Raw genomic sequence first — 12,799 nt, 5'->3', positions numbered from 1 at the left:
AAAATCCGCCGGATAGCTGTTCTGCTATGGCTCCCGCCGGGCCGATGGGTCCACCGGGCGCGCGACGAATCCGTGGAATGGCCGGGTGATGAGAAGATCAGTCCGATCTTCGATCAGCCAGCATTCTCCTGCTTCCCATTCTTGCCCATCCATCATCCCCTGCCCGCGCAACGGCACGAACCAGCACGGGCCGTTGTCCAGATGCACGGACTCCCCGGCCTGACCGGTCAGGCTTGCGAGCGAAAAGGGGGCATGCGGCTCATCGACCAGCAGAGACGCAGCATCGCCGGCAACCTGGATTTCCGGCCGCGCATAAGGCTCTGGCCGACTGACCGCCAGCCCATCGTCCAGATGCAATGCGCGCGGCCGTCCATAGTCGTACAGACGATAGGTCACATCATGGTTCTGCTGCACTTCGACCAGGGTGATGCCCCCGCCAATGGCATGAATCGTGCCTGCGGGGATATAATAGAAGCTACCGGGTCGGACAGGCTTCCAGTCCAGCATATCCTCGATCGCGCCATCGAGCGCCGCGGCGCGCAGGGTTTCGGCGTCGACCCTGTCTCGCATGCCGATACCCAGTTGCGCATCGCCTTGCGTATCAACCACATACCAGCATTCCGACTTGCCGCCAGCCAGGCCCTTCGCCTGCGCCTGCGCATCATCGGGGTGAACCTGAATCGAGAGCCGTTCGCTGGTGAAGAGATATTTGACCAGTAGCGGCTGCGCCAGGCTTTCCGGCCCGGTGAACCACACCTCACCGATGCGCTGGCCGGCGAGGGCGCCATAACAAGCGGGGATATCGGTCCGGCCCCAGGGCTTTTCCACCAAATGGGGCGTCAGACGATGGCAGGTCAAATGCGCGCTCCCTTCAAGGCGATGGCGGCCAACGCGATCGCGCCCGGCGGGCCGGCTTGCCCACCCAGTTCCGACCTGACGATATAGGGCGCAATATCAGGCAGCGCCATATAGCCGTTGAGGCTTTGCAGGAGTGCGGTGTCGATCCAGGGCAAGAGATAGGGTTGGCCGACGAGCACCCCGCCCTCATGGCGATACGCAGCGGGCCAGTGTCGCACAGCAGCGCATGAGCCATGCCCGCCAGCGCATCGACGCAATCGGGATGACAGGGACATGTGCTGACGAAATCGGCGCCGGCCCGGTTCAGTCCGGAACGATCATCATGTCGTAGACTGTGACCTTCTGCCAAAGTTCTTCGCACACTTTCACGAAAGCCTGATGGATCGGGTGATCCTGATAGATTTTCTGATCCTGCGCATTGTCGAAATACATGAGTTCCGACACGTCGTAGCTGGAATCCACGACGTCGCGTTTCTCGGTGCTGGCGGGCACGCCGATGTCTAGCCGACGGATGACGGGAATGTCGCGCAGCGTGCGCAATCCCGCGATCAGCCGGTCGCGATCGGCCTGCGATCCCGGCCGTTTCAGCCAGAAGAAGACATGATGGACCAACTGCGGCTGACTTGCCGCCTTTGCCGGCGTCAGCGCCATGCCCGCACCACCCAATACCACCACGGCTGCCCATTCCCTTCTGCTTGCCTTCATTGCCTCATTCCTCCGCTGGCACATGTCCCGGCGCCGGCGCCACGGATTGGCGCTCGACGATGACATGATCGAAAAGCTCGTCGGTGATGAGAGTCTGCTCCGGCCCCTTGCCGAGTGCGGCAATCAGGCACTGCGTCGCGCGAAAGGCCATGTCCTCGACGGGCTGGCGCACCACGGTCAGCGGCGGGAAGATGCGGGACGCCAATATGGTGTCGTCGAACCCCGTCACCGTCAGGTCGCGTGGCAGACGCAGCCCGATGTCATGGGCATGGGCGATGACGCCGGCGGCCAGATCGTCGCTGCTGCATATGATGGCCGTGGGCCGGCTCAGGTCGGATAGCAGGGACTGCGCGGCAGCGATGCCGGACATATAGTCGAAATCGCCATGCTGGACGACCAGCGCCGGCTCTTCAGACAGGCCATGTCGGGCGAGCGCCGCGCGAAAGCCGTCGAGGCGCGCGGCGACGACGCTGTAGGGATCAGGCCCGGCAATATAGGCAATATGACGATGGCCGTTGGCGATCACCCGTTCGGTGATGGCGAACATCGCCGCCCGATTGTCGATGCGGACGGTGGTGACGTCCGCCATCGCCATGCCGGTCGCGATCGTCGCCAGCGGGACGCCCAGCGACGCCAGCGCTGCCGAACCACTCAGCCGTTCGGCAAAGGGCGGGACGAGCAACAGCGCATCCGCTCCACTGCGTACCAGATCCTGCGCTATCCGTTCGGCGCCGACACGCGCGACATCTTCGCCGTCGCGCAGGATGAGTTGCAGCCCATGGGCATTGGTCGCGCGCAGCGAACCGACCAGCACCGCGTCCAGAAAGGGCGTGCGCCGGTCGTAGATCAGGCCCACGGTCGTCGCCCGTGACTTGGCCAGACGGCGGGCGGCGAGGTTGGGCACATAGCCCAATTCGGCGATCGCCCTCTGCACCGTCTCGATCGTCGCCGCGCCCGCGCGCCCGGCGCCGTTGATCACGTTGGACACGGTCATGGCGGACACGCCGGCCCGTTCCGCCACCGCGCGGATGGTCACCCCCCTTTGCCGTCGTCTCACCGTCACATCCATGTCCCCCTCGCCCCCCTGATAGCGCCTTGTCGACTGCGTCATAGTGGCGAAAGGGACGGGATGTCGTTCAGACCGTGCCGGCCTTCAGCCCCTTGACGGCATGATCCACGGCCCGCGCCGTCAACGCCATGAAGGTCAGCGACGGATTGACGCAGCTGATCGACGCCATCTGCGCGCCGTCCGTCACGAACAGGTTGGAGGCGTCATGCGCCTGGTTCCATTTGTTGAGTACCGACGCGCGCGGATCGTCGCCCATGCGCGCGCCGCCCATTTCGTGGATCGCGTCGCCGGGCACATGTTCCCGCACGCTGCTCTCGACATTTTTTAGGCCAGCGGCGCGCAGCATCTTCTCACCCTGCTCGCGGGCGTCGATCATCATCCGCTGTTCATTTTCGCGGAAGGTGACGTTGAACCGCATCAGCGGGACACCGAACCGGTCGGTCTTGCCCGGGTTCAGCGCGACATGATTATCCTCATAGGGCAGGCATTCCCCGAAGGCGCCCATCTGGAATTTCCAGCCGCCATAACGGCGCATGCCTTCCTTCATCGACGCGCCGAAGCCCACCGGCCTCGACGGTTCGCGATAGGCGGCACCCTGATAGCCATAGCCACGCTTGAAACCGACGTCGCCATCCTGGCCATTGTTACGGAAGCGCGGCACATAGACGCCGCCGGGACGGCGACCAAATTCGATGAATTCCTCCATGCCCGGAATGTCGCCCCTCACGCCGACACGGAAGATATGGTCCATGACATAGCGACCCAACGTACCGCTGGAATCGAAATGGCTGCGCGTGCCATCGGGCTGGCGGGAGTTCATCAGAATCTGCACCGACCCAAGGGTCGAGGCATTGAGGAACACCAGCTTTGCACTGACCGTTTCGGCCTGACCGGTCTTGGCATCGACGAAGCGCACGCCCGTCACCTTCTTCGTGGCGGGATCATATTCCAGATTGGTCACGACCGCATCGGACCGCAGCGTCAGCCGCCCGGTCGCCCGCGCCGCTGGCAAGGTGACCGCCTGCGTCGAGAAATAAGCGCCGAAGGAGCAGCCATTGCCACACTGATTGCGGACCTGACATCTGGTGCGGCCCTGTTCCGGCTTGTCCTCGGTCATGTTGGACAGACGGGCATGGATCAACTTGCGGCCGGGAAATTCGCTTTCCAGCCGCTGCTTCATCCATTTTTCCGCGATGTTCATCGGCATGGGCGGCTGGAACTGGCTGTCCGGCAGATAGGGGAGGTTTTCTCGCGATCCCGACACGCCGGCATATTTTTCGACATAATCATACCATGGGACGAGGTCGTCATAGGTGATCGGCCAGGCGCCGCCGATGCCATCGCGCTTGTTCGCCTCGAAATCGGCGGCGCTCCAGCGGAAGCTCCAGCGTCCCCAGATCAGCGACTTGCCGCCGACCGCGCCGGGACGAATCCAGTAGAATTTGCTGCCCTCGCCATAATCATAGGGGTTCAGGCGGTCGTTATTGTAGAAAGCCTGATTGCTGGGCTGCACATAACCATGCTTGGCGATGAAATAGTCGCTCTCGCGCAGGGCGTCGGGCATGATGTTGCGGGCCGGCACATCATAGGCGGGGCGACCATCATAGGTATAGCCCTCCCCATGTTCGACCATATGGCCGCGATCCAGCATCAGGACGCGCAGTCCCTTTTCCGTCAATTCCTTGGCGGCCCAGCCACCGCTGATGCCCGTACCGATGACGATCGCATCGAACCTGTCCGTCGAAGCCATGATGATCCTCTCCCAAGGATAGAGTGTTTAGAAGCGCAGGCCGCGCAGCGTCTGGAAGCTCTTGCTGATGTCCGGGATGTAGGGCGCCGGGCACTGGTCGTTTTCGACATAGAAATGCCGCACGCCAGCCAGGGCGTTCAGCTTGAACAGGCTGGCGAAGTCGATCGTGCCAGCGCCCACCGCCGTCATGCTGCGATCGGGGCGCATATCCTTCACATGATAGGCATAGATGCGACCGGCGAGACGCTTGATGAGCGCCTGCACATCCTCCCCGGCATGGACCGCCCAATAAAGATCCAGTTCGATCTTTACGAGTTCAGGATCGCAGGCCTTGACCAGCCGGTCGAACAGGCTGACGCCATCGGGCTTCACGGTGAATTCAAAGTCGTGATTATGATAGGCGAAGCCGAGGCCGGCCGCCTTCAGTTGCGCGCCGAAGCGGTTGATGTTGACCAGCGCCGCGTCCCAGGCCGCCGCTTCGCGATGTTTGTCCACCATATAGGGCAGGATGACCGTATCCGCGCCCAGCGTCTTCGCCATGGCGACGCTGGCATCGAACTTGTCCAGCAGCGCGTCATAGCCGATATGCAGCGACGGGCTGGTCAGGCCAAGGCGGTCCATCGTCTTGCGCAGCAGCTTGTGATCCATCGCGTCATAGCCGCCACCGCCAAATTCGACTTCGCGATAACCGATCTTCGCGACCTGCTCCAGCGTGGCCACCGGATCGGCTGAGAAGAGTTCCCGCACGGTGTAGAGTTGCAGGCCGACCTTGCGGATCTGCGCCGCCTGCGCGCCGCCGGCGATGAGATTCTGGCTGGCGAGCGCGGCGAGGCCACCCGCGCCCAGCAGGATGGAGCGACGGTTCATGATCATGCGGAATAGACCTTGTTGACCTGAGCATAGGGAAAGGCGCCATTATATTCGCCGGGTACGGGCAGATATTCGCGTTCCTGCGTCATGCCGATTTCCGACGTATAATAGCCGGTGATGACCAGTTGCCGGAACGCCTCGAAAAACCCGGCGCCGTTCGGGATCGCGTCGTTCATCGCCAGCGTCAACAGCGCATCCTGCTGCTCCGGCTTGGTATCGACGGCAGGTATTTTGTAATCCTGACGGCTGCGGGAATCGATTTCCGCAAGGCCGGACAGGATCGGTGCCTGATCCTCCGGCAGCGCCCAGTCGGCCAGCAGCTTTTCGATATAGGCCGGCACCCCTGCCGCGATAGCGCCGGGCGTATCGGTCGTGGGGATAATCCGTTCACTCAGCGCGGTCATCAACGCGCGCTGGTCCGGCGTAAAGACCTGGATGCTGGGTGCGCCCTCACGGATCACGCCGGCCGGGGCAAGGCCCGCGGCGCGGGCGAGCGGCGCGAAAACCTGCGCACCGAACATGGCCAGCACGCCGGCGAGCGCCTGTCTGCGATCCATCATTGTCCTGCCCCCTTTTCATCCTGAGCGATGGCATCCTGCGGCAACGGCCGGACCCATATGTTGCGGAACGACACTGGCGAGTCATGATCCTGAAGCTGGATCGGCGCCTTGTCGCCATGCGCCTGATAGTGCGCGATCTTGCGCCACGCGGTGGTGCCCAGCATCGCCTGATGATTTTGCACCAGCACGCCGTTCAGCAGTACGGTGACATAGGCGGGGCGCGTGACGCTGCCATCCGGCGCGAAGCTGGGACGTTCGAAGACGATGTCGTAGCTTTGCCATTCACCCGGCTTGCGCGACGGGTTCACCAGCGGCGGCTTCCACGCATAGACAGCGCCCACCGTGCCGTCGGCATAGGTCGGGTTCTGATAGCCGTCGAGGATCTGCACCTCATAGCGCTGCATGAACCAGATGCCGCTATTACCTCGGTCCTGCGAACTTTTGGTTGGTGGATTGGGCGAGCGGAACTCCAGATGCAGCTGGACGTCGCCAAATTCCTGCTTGGAAATGAGGGCATTTTCGCCGCCGCTTTCCGCGCGGGACGGGATCGTCATTACACCCTTCTCCACCGTCCAGGGCTTGCGTTCGCTGCGCCAGGCGTCGAGCGATGTGCCGTCGAACAGAATGACCGCGTCGGACGGTGCGCCGCCCGGCTCAGCCGCCGGCGTGACGACCGTGGGTGCCGGCCGGTCGGGATCATGGACATGCCAGCTACCGCCCGGCAGGATCGGCGTGTCCTTGAAACCCGGCTTTCCGGGATTGTCCTGCGCATGGACCAGTGTGCCTGCCATCAGGCCGACCGCCATTGCCATGCCGATAGGAATGCGTTTCATCCTCTCGCCTCCTCCTGTCTTATGTCTTGTCGATGGTGCGATAGGCGGCGATCAGGCGATCCTCGCCCTCACGGCCCGCTACCGAGTTGCCATGCTCCATGCCGATCACGCCGCCATAGTTGCGCGCACGCAGCCAGCGGACGATATTGGCATAGTTGATCTCGCCGGTGCCCGGCTCCTTGCGGCCCGGATTGTCGCCGAACTGGATATAGCCGATCTCCGCCCAGCAAGCGTCGAGCGTCGGGATCAGGTTCCCCGACTGGATCTGCTCATGATAGAGGTCCGCCAGAATTTTGACGCCGGGACTGTTCGCGCCCCGCGCCACGGCATAGCCCTGCGCGATCGACTGCATGTAGACGCCCGGATGGTTGGTCCGCGTATTGAGCGGCTCCATCACGAGCGTCAGGCCGTGGGGCGCGACGATATCGCCCGCGCGGCGCAAGCAGTCGATGATGCGGCCGGTCTGGATATCGACGGGCACCTTGCGATCCATGAAGCCGGTGACGACGGTGGCATGTTTGGCGTTGAGGCGCTTGGCGACCTCCACCGAAGAGCGGATATCGGCCAGGAAGGCTTCACGTTCGGCATCGTCGTTCGCGCCGAGCAGCGGGCGAAAATCGGCCCATTTGGGCATGGAAGCGACGAAGACCCCCATGGTCATGCCGCGCCGGGCAAGGGCGCGGGCCATCGCTTCCTGCTGCTCGACCGGGCGACTACGCGCTTCATTATCCTCCCAGGCGGTAAAGCCCTGATCGGCGGCATAGGCGATCTGTTCGAGCAGGCCGCCCCGGCTGGTGAAGCTGCCTTCATGCGGAGCGTAGCCGAGCGAGAAACGGGCGGCATTGGAGCCGGTCTTCCCGGCTCCTGCGGCGAAAGCCGGGGCAGCGGCAGCCGCGATGCTGGCGCCGATCATCGTGCGACGGGAGATGGTCATGCGCCGATATCCCGGCGACCGGCCCGTCGTTCGGCGAGCCAGATGCCGCCGAAGACGACCAGCAGCGTGATCGGCACGAAGGTCAGGCGCGCGAAGGATTGGGATGCGGCGGCATCTTCCACGGCGCGGAGCGCTTCGCCGGTCAGGCGGGTGAAGGCTTCGGGGCCGCCGGCAATCTCGACCTTCGCGCGGTCGAACATCTCTCCCAGTTGCGGCAGGACGAAGAAGCTGGCGAGCGCGCCCGCCGATCCGACAAGGCCAAGTGCCCAGCTGTCGCCGCGCGGATAGCGTTCCGCGACCGACGCCAGCATGGTGGGCCACATGGCGCAGACACCCAGCCCCCAGACCGTCGATGCGAGGATGGCGGAGACCGGCGATTGCGCCTGCGACAGCAGGAACAGGCCGATGGCCGCGAGCAGGCTGGACACCCAGAGCAGGCCGGGGTTGGAGAGGCGACCGGCAATCCTTCCCGCAAAATGGCGGAAGACGAACATCAGCGCACTGACATAGACGAGCAGCAGGATGCCGCGCATGCCGACGCGATTGCTGAGCGCGACGTCGATCCACTGGCCCGGCGCCAGTTCGGACGAGGCGGTCAGGAACATCGCGCCGAACCAGATGAAGAAGCTGGGGCGGCGGAACACTTCCAGCATCATGTCCTTCATCGCGCGGCTGCCTGCTGTCGCGGGTGGCGCGGGGAAGGTCGTGGTGGCGGCGATCAGGACGACGCCGATGGCAGGGAAATAGGCCAGCGCCATGATCGCCTGCCACGGCAGCACGGAGGCAAGGAACACGCCTGCAAGGCCGCCGACGATCAGGCCGCCGGGATACCAGGCGTGGAGGACGTTCAGGCGATGGGTCGTGTCGTCCGGATAGAGGCGCGCGGTCAGCGGATTGATCGACGCTTCGGCAAAGCCCCAGCCGATACCGGACAGGAGCATACCCAGCCAGACCAGATGATAGATGCCCATGCCGCTGGCGAAGGCGCCCGCGCCCACGATCAGCGTCGTGCCGATCAGGAAAGCGATGCCGCAGCCGATCAGGACGCGGCGGATGCCGAGCGTATCGAGAAAGGCGCTGACGACGAAGACGGTGATCGAAAAGCCCAGAAAGGCGGAGCCGAGCGCTGCCCCGATCATTTCACCGGCCGCGATCGGCGCGATCGGGTCGATCCATTCCGCCTTCAGGCTGCTGGCGATCGCCGCGCGCAGCGCCGCGCTCATCGACGCGGTGAAGAGCGCCAATACGCTCAGCCAAAATAGCCTTTGCCGGTTTACGCCCGTCATGCCCGTTCCTCTACCCTGTGCCCCATATGATGCTTGTTATCGGGGCCTTGATCCGCGTCGCTGTCAGGCCAGTCCCAGCCAGCGCCGATTATTGGCGGGGTCGCCACCACCGGCAAAATCGTCAAATGCCCGTTCCGGCCGGCGGATCATGTGCGCCTCGATAAAGGGGGCGCCTTCGCGCGCGCCATCTTCGGGATGTTTCAGGCAACATTCCCATTCCAGCACGGCCCAGCCGTCATAGCCATATTGGGTCAGACGCGAGAAGATGCCGGTAAAGTCCACCTGCCCGTCACCCAGCGAGCGGAACCGACCGGGGCGATCGACCCAGTCGGCATAGCCGCCATAGACGCCGGCCTTGCCGGTCGGGTTGAACTCCGCATCCTTCACATGGAACATCCTGATGCGATCATGATAGATGTCGATGAACTGGAGATAGTCCATCGCCTGCAACACGAAATGGCTGGGATCGTAGAGGATGTTGGCGCGGCTGTGGCCGCCGACCGCGTCCAGGAACCGCTCGAACGTCAGGCCGTCATGCAGATCCTCGCCCGGATGCAATTCATAGCAGAGGTCCACGCCCTCTTCCTCGAACGCATCCAGTATCGGCAGCCAGCGCCGGCCCAGTTCCGTGAAGGCCTCTTCGACCAGACCCGCAGGCCGCTGGGGCCAGGGATAGATGAAGGGCCAGGCGAAGGCGCCGGAGAAGGTGGCATGCGCCTTCAGCCCCAGTCGACGACTCGCTTTGGCGGCAAGCTTGAGCTGATCGACCGCCCAGGCCTGCCGCTCGGCCGGCTTGCCGCGCAATTCAGGCGGCGCGAAATTGTCGAAGGCCGCGTCATAGGCGGAGTGAACCGCAACGAGTTGCCCCTGCAAATGGGTCGACAGTTCGGAAATCTCGACGCCTGCCTCGCGGCAACGCCCGGCCAGTTCGTCGCAATAACCCTGGCTTTCCGCCGCCAGCGCCAGATCCATGCAGCGCGGATCGTTGCTGGGCACCTGAATGCCCTTGTAACCCGCCGCCGCCATCCAGCGCGCGGCATTGTCCAGCGTATCGAATGGTGCCACGTCGCCCATGAACTGGGCAAGGAAGATCGCGGGGCCACGCATGCCGTTGCCCTGCGTCATTTCAGGCTCTTCAAATAGGTGATGATGGCGGCCCGCTTGGCCGGATCGGGCGTGCCGATCGGCATCCGGGTGCCGGGCACCTTCTTCATCGGTGCGGCCAGGAATGCGTCCAGGGTCTGATCGTCCCAGCGCAGCTTCGATCCCTTGAGAGCGGCGGAGTAAGTGAAACCGGGCAGCGATGCCGCCGGTCGACCGACGACCCCGTTCAGGTTGGGGCCAAGGCCGCTTTTCCCGTCCTTCTGGACATTATGGCACGCACGGCAGGCGCCAAAGGCCGGCGGCGGCGTCTGCGCAATGGCAGACGTGGCGATCACCGTCGCGATGCCCGCGATCAGGATCAGATTGAGGTTCGCTACCCTGCGCATCCTCGACTCTCCATCTTGTTTATTCTTGCTATTCATTTACCGGTAAATCATGAGAGATCAAGAACAAGAATGATTGCGCTACCTTAAAACGGGTCAGAAGGAGGAGAGAGATGACGGCACGAGCTTTGCGCCTGGCCATGGCGGGCGGCGGCGAAGGCGCCTTCATCGGCGCCATCCATCGCGCGGCCGCCGCACTGGACGGCGACTGGCAACTGGTAGCGGGCGCCTTCAGCAGCGATCCCGAACGCAACCAGCGATCCGGCACGACGCTGGGCATTGCGCCGTCGCGGATCTATGATTCGCTCGATGCGCTACTGACGGCGGAGGCGGCGCTCCCCGCCGATCAGCGCGTGGATGCCATTGCCGTCGTGACCCCCAATCATCTGCATGCCCCGATGGCGATCGCCGCGCTGGACGCAGGCTTCCATGTCTTCTGCGAAAAGCCGATGGCCCTCAGCCTGGCGGAGGCCCGGCAGATTGCGCGGGCGGCGGAGCGATCCGGCCGCCAGTTCGGCCTCGCCTTCACCTATAGCGGCTACCCGCTGGTGGAAGAGGCGCGGGTGCGGGTGGCGCGCGGCGATTTCGGCAATATCCGTCTGGTCCATGTCGAATATTCACAAGGCTGGCTGAGCCAGCCGATCGACCGGGACGGCAACAAGCAGGCCGAATGGCGCACCGACCCTGCGCGCGCGGGGCTGGGCGGCTGCCTTGGCGATATCGGCACCCATGCCTTTCACCTCGCCGAACATGTGTCGGGATTGCAGGTGCGGGAACTGTGCGCGGACCTCACCACCCATGTCGAAGGTCGCCGGTTGGACGATGATGTCGGCATCCTGCTGCGTCTGGAGCATGGCGCGCGCGGCACGCTCAAGGCCAGCCAGATCGCCGCGGGGGATGAGAACGGGCTGAAACTGCGCATCCATGGCGAAAAGGGCGGCCTGGAATGGTCGCAGATGGAGCCGAACACATTGACCCTGCGCTGGCTGGACCGGCCGACGGAACTGGTGCGGGCCGGCGGGCCGGGACTGGCGCCGTCCACCCTGCCGCGCCTGCGCACGCCGGCGGGCCATCCCGAAGGCTATATCGAGGCCTTCGCCAACCTCTACCGCATCTTCGCGACCCGCATCCGATCGGGTGCAAGCGATGCGACGGATGGCTTCCCGTCGATCGAGGCGGGGTTGCGGACCATGGATTTCGTCGAAACCGTAATCGCCAATGCCGCGTCCGACAATAAGTGGAGCGCGATCACATCGGCCTGAGAATCGGTGACAGGGCGCCCGCCGGATAAGGCGGGCGGCCCGTTTCATCGCCATAAGTGAACAGCGAGTTGGACAGTTCATTGCGACGTTTTACGGGCTGAACGCCGGCTGGCGGGATCGTCCACTCTGTCATCCGCCCCACAAGGCTGGGCCGCAATGGACCAAACCATTGTTATAGACCAAAGCGGGCGTCCGATCCTGCGCAAGGAAGAGCGGACCGTCGAGATCGACCAGATCGCAGACCTGCCCCAGCAGGAAGGCAGGCGCCATGGCGAGGCTGCTGCCGACCATGCAGCCGACCATCACGCCAAGCCCCGCCTGACGCGCGGCGTCGGCGATCATCAGCCCCTCGGTCAGGCCGCCACATTTGTCGAGCTTGATGTTGAAGACGTCGAAGCGCCCCGTCAGCCCGGCGACATCGTCCAGCGTCAGGGCGCTTTCGTCCGCAGCCAGCGGAATGGGGCAGTCCAACCCCTCCAGCGAGGCCTCCTGCCCACGCGGCAACGGCTGTTCGATCAGGGATATTTTCGCATCGACCATTGCCGCGCATAAGCTGTCCAACTCGTTGATCGCGAACCCCTGATTGGCATCGACGCCCAACCAGACGTCGGGTCGCGCGGCACGGATCGCCATGACGCGGGCAATGTCGAGATGAAGGTCGCCGGTCAGCTTGACCTTGATCGACCGGGCCTTTGCGTAGGCTTGTGCCTTGGCCGCCATGCGTGCCGGATCGTCCGCGCCGATGGTGAAGGTGGTGCGCAGCGGGCTGGGTGCAGGAAGGCCCGCCAAGTGCCAGACGGGCCGTCCCGTCCGCTGCGCCTCCATATCCCAGAGCGCTGCGTCGACCGCATTGCGCGCCCCGCCGGGCGGCAGGATGGTGCGCAGGTCCATGCGCGAGGGATGCGCCTCGATCGCCGGGCGCACCAGATCGAGCATCGCCAGCATCTGCGGGATATCGTCGCCCATATAATAGACGCCGGCGGCCTCTCCCCGGCCGCGATGATCGCCATCGTCCAGGGTGACGACGATAACGTCCGCACTGTCGATCGCGCGGCCGGATATGCGGAAGGTGTCGGCCAGCGCAAGCGTTTCGACCGTGACGGCAAGCGTGAGGCGCTCCATGGAAAGCTCCAAAATCTGGGCATGAAAAGAGCCGTCCGGCCCCGCGGGGTCGCGGAGCCGGTT

14 protein-coding genes are annotated in these 12,799 nt (G+C 64.1%); 1 reads left to right on the top strand and 13 read right to left on the bottom strand.

What is annotated here, in order from left to right; translation table 11 throughout:
* Window positions 1-24: 24 nt before the first annotated feature.
* From ASE85_RS20660 to ASE85_RS20605, 12 genes are all read right to left on the bottom strand, one after another.
* Window positions 25-858, bottom strand: a complete 834-nt coding sequence (locus ASE85_RS20660) for a class I mannose-6-phosphate isomerase (RefSeq protein WP_056693276.1) — start codon at window positions 856-858, stop codon at window positions 25-27.
* A complete protein-coding gene (locus tag ASE85_RS20655) occupies window positions 855-1,076 on the bottom strand; it encodes a hypothetical protein (protein WP_156358454.1) in 222 nt (73 codons plus the stop codon). The genes ASE85_RS20660 and ASE85_RS20655 overlap by 4 nt, the downstream gene beginning before the upstream one ends.
* Window positions 1,077-1,161: 85 nt before the next feature.
* The gene (locus tag ASE85_RS20650; RefSeq protein WP_235523639.1) at window positions 1,162-1,563 is read right to left on the bottom strand and encodes a Dabb family protein; all 402 of its coding nucleotides are present in this window, start codon (window positions 1,561-1,563) and stop codon (window positions 1,162-1,164) included.
* Between the two features lie 4 nt (window positions 1,564-1,567).
* Window positions 1,568-2,626: a LacI family DNA-binding transcriptional regulator gene (locus tag ASE85_RS20645; RefSeq protein WP_235523638.1), complete on the bottom strand. Its 1,059-nt coding sequence runs from the start codon at window positions 2,624-2,626 to the stop codon at window positions 1,568-1,570.
* Window positions 2,627-2,699: 73 nt separating this feature from the next.
* Window positions 2,700-4,382, bottom strand: a complete 1,683-nt coding sequence (locus ASE85_RS20640; RefSeq protein WP_056693268.1) for a GMC oxidoreductase — start codon at window positions 4,380-4,382, stop codon at window positions 2,700-2,702.
* Window positions 4,383-4,409: 27 nt separating this feature from the next.
* On the bottom strand, window positions 4,410-5,255 hold the full coding sequence (locus tag ASE85_RS20635) for a sugar phosphate isomerase/epimerase family protein (protein WP_056693267.1): 846 nt from the start codon (window positions 5,253-5,255) through the stop codon (window positions 4,410-4,412).
* On the bottom strand, window positions 5,252-5,812 hold the full coding sequence (locus ASE85_RS20630; protein WP_056693263.1) for a gluconate 2-dehydrogenase subunit 3 family protein: 561 nt from the start codon (window positions 5,810-5,812) through the stop codon (window positions 5,252-5,254). The genes ASE85_RS20635 and ASE85_RS20630 overlap by 4 nt, the downstream gene beginning before the upstream one ends.
* The gene (locus ASE85_RS20625) at window positions 5,809-6,645 is read right to left on the bottom strand and encodes a 3-keto-disaccharide hydrolase (RefSeq protein WP_056693258.1); all 837 of its coding nucleotides are present in this window, start codon (window positions 6,643-6,645) and stop codon (window positions 5,809-5,811) included. Before ASE85_RS20625 ends, ASE85_RS20630 begins: the two co-directional genes overlap by 4 nt.
* Before the next feature lie 19 nt (window positions 6,646-6,664).
* Window positions 6,665-7,579, bottom strand: coding sequence for a hydroxypyruvate isomerase family protein (locus tag ASE85_RS20620; RefSeq protein WP_056693255.1), 915 nt, complete (start codon window positions 7,577-7,579; stop codon window positions 6,665-6,667).
* Window positions 7,576-8,865 (bottom strand): MFS transporter, encoded by a 1,290-nt coding sequence (locus tag ASE85_RS20615; protein WP_056693253.1) that lies wholly within the window; start codon window positions 8,863-8,865, stop codon window positions 7,576-7,578. The genes ASE85_RS20620 and ASE85_RS20615 overlap by 4 nt, the downstream gene beginning before the upstream one ends.
* Window positions 8,866-8,928: 63 nt before the next feature.
* On the bottom strand, window positions 8,929-9,990 hold the full coding sequence (locus ASE85_RS20610) for a sugar phosphate isomerase/epimerase family protein (protein WP_056693250.1): 1,062 nt from the start codon (window positions 9,988-9,990) through the stop codon (window positions 8,929-8,931).
* On the bottom strand, window positions 9,987-10,355 hold the full coding sequence (locus ASE85_RS20605; protein WP_056693245.1) for a c-type cytochrome: 369 nt from the start codon (window positions 10,353-10,355) through the stop codon (window positions 9,987-9,989). Before ASE85_RS20605 ends, ASE85_RS20610 begins: the two co-directional genes overlap by 4 nt.
* A 110-nt stretch (window positions 10,356-10,465) precedes the next feature.
* Between ASE85_RS20605 and ASE85_RS20600 the strand changes: the two genes are divergently transcribed.
* Window positions 10,466-11,614: a Gfo/Idh/MocA family protein gene (locus ASE85_RS20600; protein ID WP_056693242.1), complete on the top strand. Its 1,149-nt coding sequence runs from the start codon at window positions 10,466-10,468 to the stop codon at window positions 11,612-11,614.
* A gap of 129 nt (window positions 11,615-11,743) precedes the next feature.
* Here ASE85_RS20600 and ASE85_RS20595 read toward each other — a convergent pair whose 3' ends face one another.
* Complete coding sequence (locus ASE85_RS20595) at window positions 11,744-12,736, bottom strand: dipeptide epimerase (protein WP_056693239.1); 993 nt, start codon at window positions 12,734-12,736, stop codon at window positions 11,744-11,746.
* Window positions 12,737-12,799: the final 63 nt, after the last annotated feature.

Source organism: Sphingobium sp. Leaf26 (assembly GCF_001421665.1).
Classification (GTDB): Bacteria; Pseudomonadota; Alphaproteobacteria; order Sphingomonadales; family Sphingomonadaceae; genus Sphingobium.
The sequence above is the reverse complement of the archived record's forward strand: the minus strand, read 5'-3'. Positions and strand labels throughout refer to the sequence as shown.